An 18,078-nucleotide genomic window follows, 5' to 3' on the forward strand; every position below is an offset into this window, starting at 1 on the left:
CGACCCGAAGGCGGGATCCATGACGTTCGACCTGACCCCGACCGCAGCACAGCACGACCTGGCCCGGCGGGCCCACGAGTTCGCCGAAGACGTGATCCGGCCCGTGGCGCTCCACTACGACCAACGGCAAGAGTTCCCGTGGCCGGTCTTGGAGGAGGCGGCCCAGCGCGGCTTCTACAGCCCGCTGTTTTACCGCGATCTGATCGGCGACCCGACCGGCCTGTCGTTGCCGATGTTCATGGAGGAGCTGTTCTGGGGTTGCGCCGGGATCGGGCTGGCAATCGTGATGCCGGCGTTGGCCTTGTCGGCGATCGGCCAGGCAGCGTCACCGGAACAGATGTTGGAGTGGGCACCCGAATGCTTCGGAACCCCAGGCGATCTCAAGTTGGCGGCGCTGGCCATCTCGGAGCCCGAGGGCGGCAGCGACGTGCGGAATCTACGTACCCACGCTCGCCGCGACGGTGACGACTGGATCATCGACGGCCACAAGATGTGGATCGGCAACGGCGGAATCGCCGACGTGCACGTGGTCAACGCCGTCGTCGACGAGGAACTCGGTCATCGCGGGCAGGCGCTGTTCGTCGTGCCCGGTGGAACGCCCGGGCTCAAGCTCGTTCGTAAATTGGACAAGCTGGGCTGTCGCGCGTCCCACACCGCCGAGTTGCTGTTCGAGGGCGTCCGCGTCCCCGGCGCCAATCTGCTTGGCGGAGAAGAGAAGCTGGAGCACAAGCTCGCCAAGGCTCGCGAGGTCGTGGCGGGCGGCAAGCGGTCGGGCTCCGCCACACTGGGCACCTTCGAACAGACCCGCCCGATGGTCGCCGCGCAGGCTATCGGCATCGCGCGCGCTGCGCTGGAGTACGCGACGGCATACGCCACCGAGCGGGAGGCATTCGGCGCGCCGATCATCGACAACCAGGGCATCGCCTTCCCGCTGGCGGAGCTGGCCACCCAGATCGACGCGGCGCGGTTGCTGACCTGGCGAGCGTCGTGGATGGCCGCCAACAACGTGCCCTTCGAACGCGGGGAGGGGTCGATGTCGAAAATGGCCGCCAGCGAGGTGGCTGTCAAGGCCACCGAACGCGCCATTCAGACCATGGGCGGCTGGGGCTACATCACCGATCACCCGGTGGAGAAGTGGTATCGGGATGCCAAGCTATACACCATCTTTGAGGGCACCAGTGAGATCCAGCGTATGGTCATCGCCAATGCGCTGGGAGCCAGCGTCGGCACTCCGCCGCTGCACGTGGTGCTCGAACCGTCCGGCGGACCTTTGAACCGCGTCTTCGGTCGAGGCACTCCGCTGCGCTCCCGCGCCGCCGACACCGCGTTGTCGATGCAGGACCGGGTGCCCGAGCCCGTCATGCGGCTGGCGATGAAGGTGCTCCGACCCCCACGTAAGTAGCGAGTATGGGTACGGTCGGTGTGGACGATGAGCAACCTCGAGCCGGCGCCGATCGAAGTTGCCTGCGCTGCAGCACCGAGCGCGGGCACCGAGGTGCTGCGCCCCCGCGAGGTGCCGTTGGGCGGACCCCGGGCGATGCGCGTACGACGCTCGCTGCCGCAACGGCAGCGCTCGCTGATCGGCGCCTGGTGCTTCATCGACCATTACGGCCCGGCGTCCGCGCGCATGGACGTCCCCCCGCATCCGCACACCGGACTACAAACCGTCAGCTGGTTGTTCAGTGGGGAAGTGGAGCACAACGACAGCGCTGGCGTGTACGCGGCTGTACGTCCCGGCGAGTTGAATCTCATGACCGCCGGTGCCGGTATCTGCCACTCGGAGGTATCGGTTTCGTCGGCGGCGGCCTTGCACGGTGTCCAGCTCTGGGTGGCGCTGCCCGATTCCGATCGCGACACCGACCGGGGCTTCGATCACTATGCCCCCAAACCCGTACCGCTCCGGGGCGGGACGGCTCGCGTGTTCCTCGGGGACCTCGCAGGCAGCCGAAGCCCGGTGCCCACCTTCACTCCCTTGCTGGGAGCCCAGCTCGATCTCGACGCCGGAACTCACCTGGACCTCGACGTCGATCCGGCTTTCGAGCATGGCGTGCTCTGCGATTCGGGTGCGGTCCAAGTGGAGGAAGCCGCTCTGACTGTCGCCGAACTGGCCTACCTCAGACCCGGCCGCTCGTCGTTGCGGCTTGGCAACGAGGGGGAGCGGCCCGCGCGGGTATTACTGCTCGGCGGGACACCGTTCGCCGAAGAACTGGTGATGTGGTGGAACTTCGTGGGACGAAGCCACGACGAGATCGTGGCTTACCGCCAACTGTGGGAGGCCGGCGACGAACGCTTTGGCGCCGTCAACGGCTACCGGGGTTCGCTCATCCGACTGCCCGCCCCGCCGCTGCCGACCACCCGGCTGCGGCCTCGACCGATACCGCAACGAAAGGAAGACACAAATGGCCACCGATAAGACCGGGGCAGAGACGACCGTCAGCCTCGAGGAGGGGCGATACACCATTGCCGTGGAAGGCAAGCAGGTCGGCCTCGCCGACTTCGCCGACCGCGGCGACCAGCGCGTCTTCTACCACACCGAAATCGACCCGGCGTATGGCGGACGCGGCCTGGCAACCATCCTCGTCGAAGAGGCGCTCAACGAGGCGCGCGGCGAGGGCAAGCGCATAGTTCCCGTGTGCTCGATGATCGGCACCGTGCTCAAGAAGCACCCCGAGTACGACGACATCACCGACGCCGTGACGCCGGATATTTTGCGGTGGGTGAATTCTTAGTCTGGTCGCGACGCAATGACGTAGCAGGTTCGGAGAATAGCAGTGCAGATGCGCTCCTGGTGGCAGTCCGCTCGTCAGCCCGCGCCGGATCGCTTAAGTAAGCCCTTGCTGCTCTCGCCAGCTTGACCAATACCTTTCCGCATTCGCACGACACAGCGCACACAGCCCGTCACATGTGGCTTTCAGTGTCGAATCGTCTGAGAAGAGTCTTTCGACGGCGTCGAGATTCTCACGCATCCAGATTGCTTCATCCGAAGCAGGCAAATATCGAATTACTGGATCGTTGTCAATATATTGTTTGATCAGCGAAGGCCAGAACCAGTTCTCTGGATCCATGAGTTTTGTTGGCGCGACCACGATTTCTATTTGGTCCCGTTCGTTGATGAGCTGAAATGTTGATGCTGGCCCGACTATCGTCAAAGAAGCACTGGGCGCCTGCTTCGCCACGTCTGAATCAGCGACCCGGTAGCGCGGGTCTAAGTACAGGAAATCGAAGTACTCCAGAAGAAATTCGAAAAGGGCCTTCATCGAAGGTGCCCCAATCGGACGATTCGAGTCAAGCACGCTCGACACGTTACTCGGCGCCCTTCATGATGTTAGCTACATCTCCTCAACTGACTGTTTCCGAAATCACTGACTACGGTTGCGCGCCGTGACATCGAGATCGCCTTCCCATCTCTTGACGCTGGCAGGGCAATGCCCTGGGCTATGCGGACGATTCTTACATCTCAGCCGGCATCTTAGATCTGAGTTTTCTACAGATACGCAGCTACCGAGACTCGGCCTAGATCGTGTCCGGTTTCGGCCATCCCCACTTCTTCGACGAATTGGACCGGCGTAGCGAGATCAACTCGTCAGCTGTGCGCTCAGCAGTGGGCGGATCGGCGAAAAGCTGCTCTACGCGTTTCAGATTTACCGACAGCCAATTGGCTTGATCGACGGGTGATGCGGCGCCAGTGTCGTCCCCGCCTTCAAGGTACTGACGAATTAAGGAAGCCGCGAACCAATTGTCGCCACCTCCCTGCAGCATGGGCACCGCCGCGAAGTAGATCTGTCCACGATCATTCACGACATCCCACCTGAGCAACTCACCGGTGAACGTAATCGACGCATCGATGTCAGCGAGGCCCCGGGTGTTGGAATTTGTGATTCGGTATTCAGGGTTGAGGTATAAGAATCCCGCGTGTTGCATAATGAACTCTAAAAGCGCCTTCATCATGGGCCTCCGGCCTTGGGGGGTACTAGTGTTGAACCGTCGATTGCTTCGTATCCGTGAGCTCGCAGATAACTGAGCTCGGCGGCAGTGTAAGTATCGTCGAGAACCTGATCGATTGGCACTGACAGCTTGATCGTATCTCGATTAGCAATTGCAATGTCGAGCACATGTTGGTTGGCGGCAAATCGCTCAACGGGCGTGGCAGCGTCCCATGCATCCCCAATGTCGAAGTAGCTGGCGCCACGTTGTTGCGCGAGCTCGATATAGGAGGGGCCGCCCAAAGGATTCCTGTACGGCCCAAGGACCGTTTCGCCGCTCCCGGTCAGGTGTTGCTCAGACAGCGCCCGCAACTCCGGCGTCATGTAGTCGAGGGGGTTGTGGAGGGTGAACTCCGGGTGGGCTGGGTCGATCACGACCGGTGGGGGCCCTTCGGGTTCCACCGGCACATGCGGTCCCGCCGGAGGTCCGGCATCGGGCGGAAGCTCACCTCCGCCACCACCCCCCGGGTGCGGCGTGTGCTCCACCACGGGCGCGGGACCGGGGTGGGTGCCCGGCACCGGTTCCCCGCTCACGCCGGAAGTTGGCGAGCCATGCGGGCTCAGGTCCTCTTCGGCACTTGCCGCGCGCTCCTCCGCACCGACCAATGCGCGAGGAAAAACATTTTCGCCGGTCACGCCCTCAATCGCTTCGCGAGTGAAAAGCGTCTTCAGCCCCTGCCAGGCCACCTGACCGCCCGCCTTCAGCACAGCGCCGCCGCCGACCGCGGTGGTGATCGCGCTCCACAACGGCTCAGGGGTGGCTACCACCTTCCCGGGATCCAGCGTGCGCATGCCGGTCAACTTGCCACCGCTGAAGGCGTAGGACGTGCCCATGGCCTGATCGAAGAACTCACCCGTGCCGTCCTTGAGTTGCCCGTAGACCTGCACCGGCTGTCCATCCACGGTGTGGGTGAACATGAAATGACCGTCGGGAGCGATCGTGATCGACGCGGGGTCGACGTCCCTGTAGTCGGGGATCTTGCCCAGGTCGTCGAGCGCGTGAGCGAGGTCCTCCCTGAGCTTGGGCAGCCTCCCGCTCGCGGCCTCGCCCTCGGGCGACCCCGGGCCGTGCGTATAGAGGTCGGCCATCGCCTTGTTCAGGGCATCCTGCGCGGCACGCACCTTGCCCATTTGATCCACCACCGCCTGGTCGGTGCTCCGGCGCAGGTCGGCCAGCGCCTGCAGCTGGGCCTCAGTTGGCTTCGGTGAGCCGTCGGCGTCGAGATCGTGAAGGCGAGCCGGATCATAGCCCTCGATTCGTAGGTTGGTCAGTGAGTTCCGCAAGCCATCGGAGTAGCCATTCCGTATCGAATTGAGCTGTGCCAGTGCGGCTTTGGTGTCATCGATGGCATCCCTCTCGCAATTGCGGATGAGGGCATCGAGGGTGTGCCGGTCCTCCGCGCTCAGGTTGCCGGATCGTTCCATTGCGACGGCCTGCCCGATCAAGTCGTCGAGTGTTTGCAACTGGTTCTCGAGGGTCGCGATCTGTCCCGCCGCGGCCTTCTGCGCCTCGGCTAAGGAGGCCGCGATACTTTCCAGGTCGACGCCGATCTTGGGCAGCTGAAGCGACTGGGCACCAAGCGACTGCGTCACCCGTTGCACATCGGCGGAGTCGGTGATCGGATTGCCGCCGCCGCCCTGGCGATTCCATGCGGCGTCGAAGCGGTTGCGCGCTTGCTCGAAGGCGTGCTGGGCCTCGTCGGTGCATCGGCCCGCTCGGTGGAAGGCCTCGGCGAGCGAGGAGATCTCCCCGGGCCTGCCGGCTTGCAAGCTTCGGTTGATTGCCCACGGATCACCGCCGGCCTCGGCGATCAGCGCCGCAATGCTTATGTAGCGCAGCTGCATCGCATCACCCGTAGCTGCGCAGCGCCACACGCCGCGACGACCATTGCCACCCCTCCTGAGCTGGCAATTACGCTACTAACGCGATAGCAGACGTCAATTCACTGCCGCGGCCAAGCGCGCAGGGCTCGGCACAACATGGCGGAAAACACGAAGGCCACGAACTCCTCGAGTCCGTGACCTCAGCGCATCGGTTCGGAGAACCGCTCAAATGTGGGCGAAGGGGGACTTGAACCCCCACGTCCCGAAGGACACTGGCACCTGAAGCCAGCGCGTCTGCCATTCCGCCACTCGCCCGGAAAAACAACCGATGGACCATACCACTCTAATGGCCGCGTCCCCCAACCCGCCTGGTCGGGCCCGGACGCCGTGGGGCGCTGGGAGACAACGCGTCTGAGCAGGGCCGACCAAGTTCTCAGAGTTTCGACGGTGCCGCGCCGTCGCGCTGTCCCGATAACATGCTGGGGTGAGGGACACGCGCCGAATCGTTTGCCGCGCGCCAGCGGCATGCTGCGGCAAGTGCATGCGAACGGCGGAGCATGAGTAGCCAACGAGGGTTGGCCGCGCGGATCGAGCGCAAGCTCGAGGCCACCGTCGACAACGCGTTCGCCCGCGTCTTCGGCGGATCGATCGTTCCGCAGGAAGTCGAGGCGCTCCTGCGCCGCGAAGCCCGCGACGGCGTCCAGAAACTCCACGGCAATCGGCTTTTGGCCCCCAACGAATACATCATTACCCTCGGTAGGCACGACTTCGAGAAGGTGGGCGCCGACCCTGATCTCACGTCGGGTGCTTTCGGTAGGTACTTGGTCGACTACATCCATGAACAGGGGTGGGAAACGTATGGTGATGTGGTCGTCCGGTTCGAGCGGTCGTCGGATTTGCGTACCGGGCAGTACCGCGCCCGCGGTGCTGTCAATCCCGATGTGCAGCCCCGCCCGACGGTCCACGATCCCGTCCCGCCACAATCAAATAGTGCGTTCGGCGCAGAACGAGGAGTAGCACCAATGACTGACGATTCGAGCTACCGCCCTCCGGGGCCGGGGCGGCCTGGCGACGAGTACTACGACGAGCGCTACGCGCGCCCGCAGGACGACGCGCGCGCCGGTGACCAGCCGCAGGGCGGCCCTGACCCGCGCGCGGGGTACCCGCCCGAGCAGGGCGGCTACCCGCCGCAGCAGGGCTACCCGCCGCCACGCCACCCCGAGCAGGGCGGCTATCCGGAGCAGGGCGGCTACCAAGGTCAGGGCGGCTACCCCGATCAGCGCGGCTACCAAGGCCCCGGCGGCGGCTATCCCGACCAGCGCGGCTACCAAGATCAAGGGGGCTACCCCGACCAGCGCGGCTACCAAGGCCCCGGCGGCGGCTATCCCGACCAAGCTCAGGGCGGGCCCCCACCGCAGTATGAGCAGCGTCCTCCCGCGCCCACGGGATACGGCGGCCAAGGCTACGACCAGGGCTACCGTCAGGGCGGCGGCTACGCCCCGCCGCCCGGGGGAGGCCAGCAGGGTTATGGCGGCTACGGCGATTACGGCCGCGGGCCGGCCCGCCAAGACGAGGGCTACGCTCCGCCCGAGCAGCGGCAGGCCTATCCGGAGCAGGGCGCCGGCTATGAGCAAGGCGCCGGCTATGAGCAAGGCGGCGGCTACGAGCAGGGCTACCAACAGGGCGGCGGCTACGGCCGGCAGGAGTACGGGGCCGGCGACTACACGCAGTATGCCGAGAACGTGCCGGCCGGGGGATACCCCGGTCAGGCCGGCGGATACCCCGAGACCGCCCACCGCGACTACGAGTACGGCCAGCAAGCCGAGTACGCCCAGCCGAGCGAGTACGGCCAGCCCGCCGACTACGGGCAGCCGGCGGACTACGGCCAGCAGGCCGGCGGTTACGGCGCTTACGGCGCCGGCGGTTACGGCGCGGCCGGAACGACGGTCACCCTGCAGCTCGACGACGGCAGCGGCCGCACCTACCAGCTGCGTGAGGGTTCCAACATCGTGGGCCGTGGACAAGACGCGCAGTTCCGGTTGCCCGACACCGGCGTCTCCCGGCGTCACCTCGAGATCCGCTGGGACGGGCAGGTGGCGCTCCTGTCGGACTTGAACTCCACCAACGGCACCACCGTCAACAACGCGCCGGTTCAGGAATGGCAGTTGGCGGACGGCGACGTGATCCGCCTGGGTCATTCGGAGATCATCGTCCGGATCCACTAAACCCGCTGGGCTCAACGCTGCCGTGCTTCGCCCCGCGTCGACCGCCGTCCAAGTATCGTGACGTTGCCGATGTGCTCGGGGTCACGGGCGCCAGGGGGACGCTGGATTTCGGGGCCAGGACGGAAAGGACGCCAGATGCAGGGACTCGTACTGCAGCTGACGCGCGCCGGATTTCTAATGTTGTTATGGGTATTCATCTGGTCCGTGTTGCGAATTCTGCGGACCGATATCTACGCGCCCACCGGGGCCGTCATGGTGCGCCGCGGCTTGGCGCTGCGCAGCACCCTGCTGCCCTCGCGGCAACGCAGGCACGCGGCGCGCTACCTGGTGGTCACCGAGGGCGCGTTGGCGGGGGCGCGCATCACACTCAGCGGGCAGCCGGTGTTGATCGGAAGAGCTGACGACTCGACGCTCGTGCTGACCGACGATTACGCCTCGACGCGGCACGCCCGCCTATCGCAGCGCGGTTCGGAATGGTACGTCGAGGATCTAGGATCGACCAACGGCACTTACCTTGACAGGGCAAAGGTGACGACTGCGGTACGAGTTCCGATAGGGACGCCGATTCGGATCGGCAAAACGGCGATCGAGTTGCGCCCGTGACCCTGGTCCTGCGATATGCCGCGCGCAGCGACCGCGGCCTGGTGCGCTCCAACAACGAAGACTCCGTATACGCCGGCGCGCGGCTCCTCGCGCTGGCCGACGGGATGGGCGGTCACGCTGCCGGCGAGGTGGCCTCCCAGTTGGTGATCGCCGCACTGGCCCACCTCGACGACGATGAGCCCGGCGGCGACCTGCTGGCCAAGCTCGACGCCGCGGTGCGCTCGGGCAACGCGGCCATCGCGGCGCAAGTGGAGGCCGAGCCCGAGCTCGAGGGGATGGGCACCACGCTCACCGCAATATTGTTCGCGGGCGACCGAATCGGGTTGGTGCACATCGGCGACTCGCGCGGCTATCTGCTGCGTGACGGCGAACTGACGCAGATCACCAAGGACGACACGTTCGTCCAAACCCTGGTCGACGAAGGGCGGATCACCCGGGAAGAGGCGCACAGCCACCCGCAGCGGTCGCTGATCATGCGCGCGCTGACCGGTCACGAGGTCGAGCCCACGTTGACCATGCGCGAGGCGCGCGCCGGTGACCGCTACCTGCTCTGCTCCGACGGGCTCAGCGACCCGGTAAGCGACGAGACCATCCTCGAGGCGCTGCAGATTCCCGACGTCGCCGAAGCCGCCTACCGCCTCATCGAGTTGGCGCTGCGCGGCGGCGGGCCGGACAACGTGACCGTGGTGGTGGCCGACGTCGTCGACTACGACTACGGCCAGACCCAGCCGATCCTGGCTGGAGCTGTTTCCGGGGACGACGACCAGATGACGTTGCCCAACACCTCCGCGGGCCGCGCCTCGGCGATCAGACCGCGCGAAGAGGCAGCGAAACGGGTTGCGCCGCAACCGGAAACGCCGAGCCGGCCGCGGTGGCCCCGTCGGCGGATGTTCTTCGTGGTGACGCTGGCGGTGCTGTTCGCCCTTTCCGGACTGGCCATCGGATGGTGGGTGATTCAGCGCAACTATTACGTCACCGAGTACGACGGCAAAGTTTCGATCGTCCGCGGAATCCAAGGGTCCTTGCTCGGCGTGCCCCTGCAGCAGCCGTATCTGGTGGGCTGCCTGACCGCGCGCAACGAACTCTCCCTGATCAGCTACGGCCAATCCGACCACTCGAACTGTCAGCTGATGACGTTGCGGGACTTGCGCCGTCCCGGCCAGGTCCAGGTTCAGACCGGACTGCCGGGCGGCAGCCTGGATCAAGCCGAGTCACAGCTGCGTCAACTGCTCGCCGAATACCTGCTGCCCACCTGCCCGTCCCCGCGCGCCACGTCACCGCCGGGGCAGCCGGCCCCCGGGAGCGGCACCCCCGAGTCCAGTGTCGCGACATCTCCAGCACCGACCACCGCCCCTCCCGGCTCCAGCACCCCAGCTCCTACCAGTGTCACAAGCGGCCCCGCGCCCCCGTCGCAGGCGGGCCCCACGACCACATCTCAGACGGTCACCGCGCTTCCAGCGCCTCCACTTCAACCGGGCATCGACTGCCGGACGGTGGCATGACGACCCAACTCCAGCCGCCCGTCGCGGTCACGCCTCCGCTGCCCACCCGTCGCAACGCCGAGCTGCTGCTGCTGTGCTTCGCCGCAGCGATCACCGTCGCGGCGTTATTGATCGTCGAGGCAAACCAGGACCGTGTCTTGCGCTGGAACGTCATCAGCTACGGGCTGATATTCCTGCTCGTGTTCGGCTCCGCGCACCTGGCCATCAGACGGTTCGCCCCATATACGGATCCGCTGCTGTTGCCAATTGTGGCTCTGCTCAATGGACTTGGGCTGGTGATGATCCATCGGCTCGACCTCGTCAACAGCCAGACAAGCGGCCGCAATCATCCCAGCGCCACCCAGCAGTTGATGTGGACGGTGGTCGGCGTGGTCACGTTCGCGCTCGTGGTCACGTTTCTCAAAGACCATCGACAGTTGGCTCGCTACGGCTATATATGCGGCATCACCGGCCTGGTGCTGTTGGTGATTCCCGCGCTCCTGCCGGCTTCGCTGTCCGAACAGAACGGCGCAAAGATCTGGATCCGCCTCCCCGGCTTTTCCATTCAGCCCGCCGAATTCTCCAAAATCCTGTTGCTGATCTTCTTTTCCGCCGTGTTGATCGCCAAGCGTGGGCTATTCACCAGCGTAGGAAAGCATTTCATGGGTCTAACCCTGCCGCGCCCGCGAGACCTCGCGCCGCTGCTGGGCGCCTGGGTGGCCTCGATCGGTGTGATGGTCTTCGAGAAGGACCTCGGCACCTCGTTGTTGCTTTACGCGTCGTTCCTGGTGGTGGTTTACCTTGCGACGCAACGGATCAGCTGGGTGCTGATCGGCCTGGTGCTGTTCGCAGTGGGCAGCGTCATCGCCTACTTCATCTTCGCCCACGTCCGGGTCCGCGTGCAGATGTGGTGGGACCCGTTTTCCGACCCCGACGGCAACGGCTACCAGATCGTGCAGTCGCTGTTCAGCTTCGCCACGGGTGGAATCTTCGGCACCGGGCTCGGCAACGGTCAGCCGGACACCGTGCCGGCCGCGTCGACCGACTTCATCATCGCCGCATTCGGTGAAGAGCTCGGGCTCGTCGGGCTCGCCAGCATCTTGATGCTCTACACCATCGTCATCATCCGCGGCATGCGCACCGCGATCGCGACGCGAGACAGCTTCGGCAAGTTACTGGCCGCGGGCCTGGCCTCCACCCTGGCCATCCAGCTGTTCATCGTCGTCGGCGGCGTCACCCAACTCATCCCGCTGACGGGCCTGACCACACCGTGGATGTCCTACGGCGGATCGTCGCTCCTGGCGAACTACATACTGCTGGCGATCCTGGCTCGCATCTCCAACAGCGCCCGCCACCCCCTGCGCGGACGCGACCGCAAGGATTCCCCGATCGCGGCGGCGAAGACCGAGGTGATCGAGAAGGTATGAACACCTCTCTGCGCCGCATCTCGGTCACCGTCATGGCGTTGATCGTTCTGTTGCTGCTCAACGCCACCATGACGCAGGTGTTCGCCGCCGACTCGCTGCGCGCCGACCCGCGCAATCAGCGCGTGCTGCTGGACGAGTACTCGCGCCAACGCGGGCAGATCATCGCCGGCGGCCAACTGCTGGCCTACTCGGTGGCCACCGACAGCCGGTTCCGCTTCCTGCGGGTGTATCCCAACCCGTCGGTGTACGCGCCGATCACCGGCTTCTACTCCCTGCGCTATTCGAGCACCGGCTTGGAGCGCGCCGAGGATGCGCTGCTGAACGGATCCGACGAGCGGCTGTTCGGCCGCCGCCTGGCCGATTTCTTCACCGGCCGCGACCCCCGGGGCGGCAACGTCGACACCACAATCCGGCCGCGGGTCCAGCAAGCGGGGTGGGACGCAATGCAGCAGGGCTGCGGCGGGCCGCCGTGCAAGGGCGCCGTGGTCGCCCTCGAACCGTCCACCGGCAAGATCCTGGCCATGGTGTCATCGCCGTCGTATGACCCCAACCTGCTCGCGTCGCACGATCCTCAAGTGCAGGCGCAAGCATGGCAGCGGCTGCGCGACGACCCCGACAACCCGCTGACCAACCGCGCCATCTCGGAGACCTATCCGCCCGGTTCCACTTTCAAAGTCGTCACCACCGCGGCGGCGCTTGAGGCCGGGGCGACCGACGCCGAACAGCTCACCGCCGCTCCGTCAATCGCTCTGCCCGACAGCACCGCGACGTTGGAGAACTATGGCGGCCAGCCCTGCGGCAGCGAGGCCACGGTGTCGCTCAAGCAAGCGTTCGCCCTGTCGTGCAACACCGCCTTCGTGCAACTCGGCATGCACACCGGCGCCGACGCGTTGCGCAGCATGGCGCGCGCGTTCGGCCTGGACTCCACGCCGAGCGTCATCCCGCTGCAGGTCGCCGAATCGACCGTCGGAATCATCCCGGACGCCGCCGCCCTGGGCATGTCCAGCATCGGCCAGAAGGATGTCGCGCTGACACCGCTGGAGAACGCCGAGATCGCCGCGACCATCGCGAACGGCGGGGTACAGCTGCAGCCTTACCTGATCGACAGCCTCAAAGGGCCCGATCTGGCCAACATCAGCACCACCGTTCCCTATCAGCAGCGCCGCGCGGTGTCGCCCCAGGTCGCCGCTAAGCTAACAGAGCTGATGGTCGGCGCCGAGAAGGTCGCACAGCAGAAAGGGGCCATTCCCGGCGTGCAGATCGCATCGAAGACTGGTACCGCAGAGCATGGCACCGATCCGCGTAATACGCCGCCGCACGCGTGGTACATCGCCTTCGCGCCCGCGCAGACGCCGAGAATCGCCGTGGCAGTGTTGGTGGAGAATGGCGGCGACCGCCTGTCCGCGACGGGAGGTGCACTCGCCGCGCCGATCGGACGGGCTGTGATCCAAGCCGCGCTACAGGGAGGACCATGAGCCCGCGAGTTGGTGTGACGCTGTCTGGCAGATACCGCCTGCAGCGCCTGATCGCCACCGGCGGCATGGGCCAAGTGTGGGAGGCGGTGGACAGTCGGCTCGGCCGGCGCGTGGCGGTCAAGGTGCTCAAGCAGGAGTTCTCCCAGGATCCGGAATTCATCGAGCGGTTCCGCGCCGAGGCGCGCACCACCGCGATGCTCAACCACCCCGGCATCGCCCAGGTCCACGACTATGGCGAGAGCCAGCTGGACGGGGAGGGCCGCACCGCCTACCTGGTGATGGAGCTGGTCAACGGCGAGCCGCTGAACTCGGTGCTCAAGCGCACCGGCCGGCTGTCGTTGCGGCACGCGCTGGACATGCTCGAACAGACCGGTCGTGCGCTGCAGGTCGCGCACGCGGCCGGTCTGGTGCACCGCGACGTCAAGCCGGGAAACATCCTGATCACGCCGACGGGCCAGGTGAAGATCACCGACTTCGGTATCGCCAAGGCCGTCGACGCCGCGCCCGTCACGCAGACGGGGATGGTGATGGGAACCGCCCAGTACATCGCCCCCGAGCAGGCCCTGGGTCATGACGCGACTCCCGCCAGCGACGTGTACTCGCTGGGAGTCGTCGGCTACGAGGTCGTCTCGGGGAAGCGGCCGTTCACCGGTGACGGTGCCCTGACGGTGGCGATGAAGCACATCAAGGAGCCCCCGCCGCCGCTGCCCGCGGAGCTGCCGCCCAACGTGCGCGAACTGATTGAGATCACGCTGGTCAAGAACCCGGCCATGCGCTACCGCAGCGGCGGGCCGTTCGCCGATGCCGTTGCGGCGGTGCGGGCCGGCCGCCGGCCGCCGCGCCCCAGCCAGTCGCCCCCGCCCGGGCGGGCGTCGCCGGCGGCCATTCCGTCGAGCCCGACCACCAGGGCGGCCGCCGTGACCAGCGCCCGGGCCGCGGCGCCGCGCCGATCCCGGCCCGCCACCGGGGGCCATCGGCCACCCCCGGCCCGGCGCACCTTCTCGTCGGGCCAGCGCGCGTTGTTGTGGGCCGCCGGAGTGCTGGGGGCGCTGGCGATCATCATCGCGGTGCTCATCGTCATCAATTCCCGCGCCGATACCCAGCAGGCACCGCCGCCGCCGACGGTCACCGACACCGGGACTCCGCCGGCGCCGCCGGCCACCAACACCCCGAGCGGTTCCGCGTCCGGCCCCGTGCTGCGGCTGAATTGGACGGATCGCGGGACGATAGGTAATTCTGGACTGCAACGAGGGCCGGCCGAATACGGGCGGGTTGAACCACTGACGCCCAGCGCGTCACCGGCCCGACACGAGATACCACGATGACCACCCCTCAGCACCTGTCTGACCGCTATGAACTGGGCGAAATCCTCGGCTTCGGGGGTATGTCCGAGGTTCACCTGGCCCGCGACGTCCGGTTACACCGCGATGTAGCGGTCAAAGTGCTGCGCGCCGACCTGGCCCGCGATCCCAGCTTCTATCTCCGGTTCCGTCGCGAGGCCCAGAACGCCGCCGCGCTCAACCACCCGTCCATCGTCGCGGTGTACGACACCGGCGAGGCGGAGACCCCGACGGGTCCGCTGCCCTACATCGTCATGGAGTACGTCGACGGCGTCACCCTGCGCGACATCGTGCACACCGACGGGCCGTTACCCCCTCGCCGGGCGATCGAGATCATCGCCGACGCGTGCCAGGCGCTGAACTTCAGCCACCAGAACGGCATCATCCACCGCGACGTCAAGCCGGCCAACATCATGATCAGCAACACCAACGCGGTCAAGGTGATGGACTTCGGCATCGCGCGGGCGATCGCGGACAGCGGCAACAGCGTCACCCAGACCGCGGCGGTGATCGGGACGGCGCAGTACCTCTCGCCCGAACAGGCCCGCGGCGACAGCGTCGATGCCCGGTCCGACGTCTACTCGCTGGGCTGTGTGCTCTACGAAATCCTCACCGGCGAACCGCCTTTCACCGGGGACTCGCCCGTCGCGGTCGCGTACCAGCACGTGCGCGAGGACCCGATTCCGCCGTCGCAGCGGCACGAGGGCATCTCTGCCGACCTCGACGCGGTCGTGCTCAAGGCGTTGGCCAAGAACCCGGACAACCGCTACCAGACCGCGGCCGAGATGCGCGCAGACCTGGTGCGGGTGCACAACGGCGAACCGCCCGAGGCGCCCAAGGTGCTCACCGACGCCGACCGCAGCGGCCTGATCGCCTCCGGCGCAAACCAGCCCGGGCCGCGCACCGATCCGCTGCCCCGGCAACCCCTTCGTCGCATCGACGACGGCGACGGCGGGGGGGTCGGCCGGTGGATCGTCGCGGTCGCCGCGCTGGCGGTGCTGACGATCGTCGTCGTCATCGCCTTCAACACCTTCGGCGGCACCACCCGCGATGTCCAGGTCCCCGACATGCGGGGCCAAGTGTCCGCCGACGCGATTGCCGCGCTGCAGAATCGCGGCTTCAAGACGCGTACCTTGCAGAAGCCCGACTCTACGATCCCGCCCGACCATGTCATCAGCACCGATCCCGGCGCGAACGCGTCGGTCGGCGCCGGCGACGAGATCACGATCAACGTTTCGACGGGTCCCGAGCAGCGCGAGGTGCCCGATGTCTCCTCGCTGAGCTACTCCGACGCGGTCAGCAAGCTCAAAGCCGCGGGATTCAGCAAATTCAAGCAGGCCAATTCTCCGTCGAGTCCCGAGTTGCTGGGCAAGGTGATCGGCACCAACCCGCCGGCCAACCAGACGTCCGCGATCACCAACGTGATCACCGTCATCGTCGGCTCCGGCCCCGAGACCAAGCAGGTGCCGGACGTCGCCGGTCAGACCGTCGACGTCGCACAGAAGAACCTCACGGTCTATGGCTTCACCAAGGTCACCCAGGCACAGGTGGACAGCACCCGCCCCGCCGGCGAGGTGATCGGCACCAATCCGCCCAAAGGTCAGACGGTTCCGGTGGATTCGGTGATCGAACTGCAGGTGTCCAAGGGCAACCAGTTCGTGATGCCCGACCTGAGCGGCATGTTCTGGACGGACGCCGAGCCGCGGTTACGGGCGCTGGGCTGGACCGGCGTGCTGGACAAGGGCCCGGACGTCGACGCGGGCGGCTCCCAGTCGCACCGGGTGGTCTATCAGAACCCGCCGGCCGGCACCGGCTGCAACCGGGACGGGATCATCACGCTGAAGTTCGGCCAGTAGCCGCGGGATCGGCCGGGAGATAGGGCTGCACCGCCGCCCGGACCTCGTTCTCGAGCCGGCGCACCAGCGTGTCGTTGCGGGCCCATCCGCAGTAGGCCAGCCAGTTGGCCAGCATGCGGTGGCCGCCCTCGGTCAGGATCGACTCGGGATGGAACTGGACCCCGTGGATCGGCAACTCCCGGTGGCGCACACCCATGATGACGCCGCCGCGGGTACGGGCCGTCACCTCCAGCACCGGCGGAAGCGACTCCGGAAGTATGGTCAGCGAGTGGTAGCGGGTCGCCGTGAAGGGATCTGGAAGTCCTTGCAGCACACCGGCGTTGGTGTGAAAGACGCTGCTGGTCTTGCCGTGCAGCAGTTCGGGGGCCCGGTCCACGGTCGCGCCGAAGGCGACGCCGATGGCTTGGTGGCCGAGGCAGACTCCGAGTAGCGGGGTGCGCTCCGCGGCGCACGCGTTCACCAGTCCGATGGACGCACCCGCGCGTTCCGGGGTGCCCGGGCCGGGGCTGAGCAGCACACCGTCGAACCGCTGGGCGATGGCGGCCTCGTCGGAGAGTCTGGCGTCGTCGTTGCGCCACACCTCGGCCTCGACGCCCAGCTGGCCGAGGTACTGCACCAGGTTGAACACGAAGCTGTCGTAGTTGTCGACGACCAGGATCCGCACCGTGCCAGGTTACCGTCCGGCCGAAATCAGTAGCCGATGGTTCCCATGGGCTGCGCGAAATGCAGCCGATCGGGCTCGGTGTGGCCGACGATCTGCACGTCCGGTTTGACCTCTTCGCGGTAGCCCAGCCCGAATCGGACCACGTACTGGCGGTACAGGGTGACCAGGGGAGCGGCGGCCAGGGCGGCCTGCATGGTGGCCGCGTTGCCGATCGCGGTGATCGTGTAGGGCGGGCTGTAGGTCCGGCCGTTGAGCAGCAGCGTGTTGCCGACGCAGCGGGGCACCGAGGTGGCGATGATGCGCTGGTCCTGCATCTGGATCGCCTCGGCGCCGGCGCTCCACAAGGCGTTGAGCACCGCCTCGATGTCCTGCTGATGCACCACCAGGTCGTCGGGGGACGCATCCCGCGGGAAGCGGCCGTTGGCGTCGCGCGGCGCGTCCTCCAGGGTGACGGTCAGCCCCGGGCCGTGCACCGGGTTCATCCCCGCCTCGGCGGCCAGCTCGGCCGAGCGGCGCAGCATTGCCGCCAACGCCCGATCCGAGGACCGGCCGTGCGCGGCGTCGATCTTGCCGGCCAGCTCGTCGCGCTGGGCGTTCAGGTGATTCACCGAGGCCTGGGCCTCCCGGACCAGGTCGACCAACCGGGGCGCGTCGCTGCGGCGGATCTCGGCGCCGCCGGACACCCCGTGCGTGGCAGCCAGGAGCAATCCGGCCAGCAGGCACACCACCGGGACGCCGAAGCGCCAGGGTGACCGGCCTCCGTCGCTCATCTGCTCTCCAATTTCCTGGTCGCCGTGCCAGGTGGGTTAGTCTCGTAGCCAAGCTGTGCGTGCAGCTGCGGTCGTTATCGTTGCACCCCGTCCCGCTCACCGTCTTGTTGAGGTAATCATGCCCAAGTCCAAGGTCCGCAAGAAGAATGACTTCACCGTCAGCGCGGTCAGCCGCACGCCGGTGAAGGTGAAGGTCGGGCCGTCGAGCGTGTGGTTCGTCGCCTTGTTCGTCGGTCTCATGCTGATCGGATTGGTCTGGCTGATGGTCTTCCAGCTGGCGGCCGTCGGGAGTCAGGCGCCCGCCGCGCTCAACTGGATGGCACAACTGGGGCCGTGGAACTACGCCATCGCGTTCGCTTTCATGATCACCGGTTTGTTGCTGACGATGCGCTGGCACTGAGCACGACCAGCGGCCGAATGAATTCATTTT

Annotated in this window: 16 protein-coding genes and 1 tRNA gene; 11 read left to right on the plus strand and 6 right to left on the minus strand. The window is 66.6% G+C overall.

Features of this window, described 5'->3' with window-relative positions; genetic code table 11:
* Positions 1–19: 19 nt before the first annotated feature.
* From A5701_RS17355 to A5701_RS17365, 3 genes are read left to right on the plus strand one after another with little or no spacing between them, the layout of a single operon-like run.
* Positions 20–1,402 (plus strand): acyl-CoA dehydrogenase family protein, encoded by a 1,383-nt coding sequence (locus A5701_RS17355; RefSeq protein WP_067756220.1) that lies wholly within the window; start codon positions 20–22, stop codon positions 1,400–1,402.
* 27 nt (positions 1,403–1,429) lie between these two features.
* Positions 1,430–2,413, plus strand: a complete 984-nt coding sequence (locus A5701_RS17360; protein ID WP_067756223.1) for a pirin family protein — start codon at positions 1,430–1,432, stop codon at positions 2,411–2,413.
* Positions 2,400–2,729 (plus strand): GNAT family N-acetyltransferase, encoded by a 330-nt coding sequence (locus A5701_RS17365; protein WP_067756226.1) that lies wholly within the window; start codon positions 2,400–2,402, stop codon positions 2,727–2,729. Before A5701_RS17360 ends, A5701_RS17365 begins: the two co-directional genes overlap by 14 nt.
* Before the next feature lie 93 nt (positions 2,730–2,822).
* Here A5701_RS17365 and A5701_RS28260 read toward each other — a convergent pair whose 3' ends face one another.
* The 4 genes from A5701_RS28260 to A5701_RS17380 form a co-directional block, all read right to left on the minus strand.
* The gene (locus A5701_RS28260) at positions 2,823–3,293 is read right to left on the minus strand and encodes a hypothetical protein (protein WP_156670137.1); all 471 of its coding nucleotides are present in this window, start codon (positions 3,291–3,293) and stop codon (positions 2,823–2,825) included.
* A 220-nt stretch (positions 3,294–3,513) separates the two neighbouring features.
* A complete protein-coding gene (locus tag A5701_RS17370) occupies positions 3,514–3,948 on the minus strand; it encodes a hypothetical protein (protein ID WP_231972844.1) in 435 nt (144 codons plus the stop codon).
* Complete coding sequence (locus A5701_RS17375) at positions 3,945–5,828, minus strand: hypothetical protein (RefSeq protein ID WP_067756230.1); 1,884 nt, start codon at positions 5,826–5,828, stop codon at positions 3,945–3,947. Before A5701_RS17375 ends, A5701_RS17370 begins: the two co-directional genes overlap by 4 nt.
* Positions 5,829–6,039: 211 nt before the next feature.
* Positions 6,040–6,122: transfer RNA gene (locus A5701_RS17380), tRNA-Leu, on the minus strand.
* A 242-nt stretch (positions 6,123–6,364) separates the two neighbouring features.
* On the opposite strand from A5701_RS17380, the gene A5701_RS17385 reads away from it, so the two are divergent.
* From A5701_RS17385 to pknB, 7 genes are all read left to right on the plus strand, one after another.
* Positions 6,365–8,032 (plus strand): DUF3662 and FHA domain-containing protein, encoded by a 1,668-nt coding sequence (locus A5701_RS17385; RefSeq protein WP_067756233.1) that lies wholly within the window; start codon positions 6,365–6,367, stop codon positions 8,030–8,032.
* A 135-nt stretch (positions 8,033–8,167) separates the two neighbouring features.
* A complete protein-coding gene (locus A5701_RS17390) occupies positions 8,168–8,635 on the plus strand; it encodes an FHA domain-containing protein (RefSeq protein ID WP_046183038.1) in 468 nt (155 codons plus the stop codon).
* The gene (locus A5701_RS17395) at positions 8,632–10,137 is read left to right on the plus strand and encodes a protein phosphatase 2C domain-containing protein (protein ID WP_067756236.1); all 1,506 of its coding nucleotides are present in this window, start codon (positions 8,632–8,634) and stop codon (positions 10,135–10,137) included. Before A5701_RS17390 ends, A5701_RS17395 begins: the two co-directional genes overlap by 4 nt.
* Positions 10,134–11,543, plus strand: coding sequence for an FtsW/RodA/SpoVE family cell cycle protein (locus A5701_RS17400; RefSeq protein ID WP_067756239.1), 1,410 nt, complete (start codon positions 10,134–10,136; stop codon positions 11,541–11,543). The genes A5701_RS17395 and A5701_RS17400 overlap by 4 nt, the downstream gene beginning before the upstream one ends.
* Positions 11,540–13,018 (plus strand): D,D-transpeptidase PbpA, encoded by a 1,479-nt coding sequence (gene pbpA, locus A5701_RS17405; protein WP_067756242.1) that lies wholly within the window; start codon positions 11,540–11,542, stop codon positions 13,016–13,018. The genes A5701_RS17400 and pbpA overlap by 4 nt, the downstream gene beginning before the upstream one ends.
* Positions 13,015–14,343, plus strand: a complete 1,329-nt coding sequence (locus tag A5701_RS17410; RefSeq protein ID WP_067756244.1) for a serine/threonine-protein kinase — start codon at positions 13,015–13,017, stop codon at positions 14,341–14,343. Before pbpA ends, A5701_RS17410 begins: the two co-directional genes overlap by 4 nt.
* The gene (gene pknB, locus A5701_RS17415) at positions 14,340–16,214 is read left to right on the plus strand and encodes a Stk1 family PASTA domain-containing Ser/Thr kinase (protein ID WP_067756246.1); all 1,875 of its coding nucleotides are present in this window, start codon (positions 14,340–14,342) and stop codon (positions 16,212–16,214) included. The genes A5701_RS17410 and pknB overlap by 4 nt, the downstream gene beginning before the upstream one ends.
* On the opposite strand, the gene A5701_RS17420 is transcribed toward pknB, so the two are convergent.
* Together A5701_RS17420 and A5701_RS17425 are read right to left on the minus strand one after the other, a co-directional pair.
* Positions 16,192–16,878 (minus strand): aminodeoxychorismate/anthranilate synthase component II, encoded by a 687-nt coding sequence (locus A5701_RS17420; RefSeq protein ID WP_067756248.1) that lies wholly within the window; start codon positions 16,876–16,878, stop codon positions 16,192–16,194. The two genes, pknB and A5701_RS17420, sit on opposite strands and share 23 nt — an antisense overlap.
* Before the next feature lie 26 nt (positions 16,879–16,904).
* Positions 16,905–17,648, minus strand: coding sequence for a DUF881 domain-containing protein (locus A5701_RS17425; RefSeq protein WP_067756250.1), 744 nt, complete (start codon positions 17,646–17,648; stop codon positions 16,905–16,907).
* Between the two features lie 118 nt (positions 17,649–17,766).
* On the opposite strand from A5701_RS17425, the gene crgA reads away from it, so the two are divergent.
* Entirely contained in the window at positions 17,767–18,048 is a 282-nt protein-coding gene (crgA, locus tag A5701_RS17430; RefSeq protein ID WP_067756253.1) for a cell division protein CrgA, read from the plus strand.
* Positions 18,049–18,078: the final 30 nt, after the last annotated feature.

Source organism: Mycobacterium sp. E3305, assembly GCF_001666785.1.
Classification (GTDB): domain Bacteria; phylum Actinomycetota; class Actinomycetes; order Mycobacteriales; family Mycobacteriaceae; genus Mycobacterium.

Coding starts and splice junctions, on each gene's coding strand:
- A5701_RS17370 (WP_231972844.1), bottom strand. CDS start 3,948: ATGATGAAGGCGCTTTTAGAGTTCATTATGCAACACGCGGGATTCTTA.
- A5701_RS17360 (WP_067756223.1), top strand. CDS start 1,430: ATGAGCAACCTCGAGCCGGCGCCGATCGAAGTTGCCTGCGCTGCAGCA.
- crgA (WP_067756253.1), top strand. CDS start 17,767: ATGCCCAAGTCCAAGGTCCGCAAGAAGAATGACTTCACCGTCAGCGCG.
- A5701_RS17375 (WP_067756230.1), bottom strand. CDS start 5,828: ATGCAGCTGCGCTACATAAGCATTGCGGCGCTGATCGCCGAGGCCGGC.
- pbpA (WP_067756242.1), top strand. CDS start 11,540: ATGAACACCTCTCTGCGCCGCATCTCGGTCACCGTCATGGCGTTGATC.
- A5701_RS17400 (WP_067756239.1), top strand. CDS start 10,134: ATGACGACCCAACTCCAGCCGCCCGTCGCGGTCACGCCTCCGCTGCCC.
- A5701_RS17410 (WP_067756244.1), top strand. CDS start 13,015: ATGAGCCCGCGAGTTGGTGTGACGCTGTCTGGCAGATACCGCCTGCAG.
- A5701_RS17385 (WP_067756233.1), top strand. CDS start 6,365: ATGAGTAGCCAACGAGGGTTGGCCGCGCGGATCGAGCGCAAGCTCGAG.
- A5701_RS17365 (WP_067756226.1), top strand. CDS start 2,400: ATGGCCACCGATAAGACCGGGGCAGAGACGACCGTCAGCCTCGAGGAG.
- A5701_RS17390 (WP_046183038.1), top strand. CDS start 8,168: ATGCAGGGACTCGTACTGCAGCTGACGCGCGCCGGATTTCTAATGTTG.
- A5701_RS17425 (WP_067756250.1), bottom strand. CDS start 17,648: ATGAGCGACGGAGGCCGGTCACCCTGGCGCTTCGGCGTCCCGGTGGTG.
- A5701_RS17355 (WP_067756220.1), top strand. CDS start 20: ATGACGTTCGACCTGACCCCGACCGCAGCACAGCACGACCTGGCCCGG.
- pknB (WP_067756246.1), top strand. CDS start 14,340: ATGACCACCCCTCAGCACCTGTCTGACCGCTATGAACTGGGCGAAATC.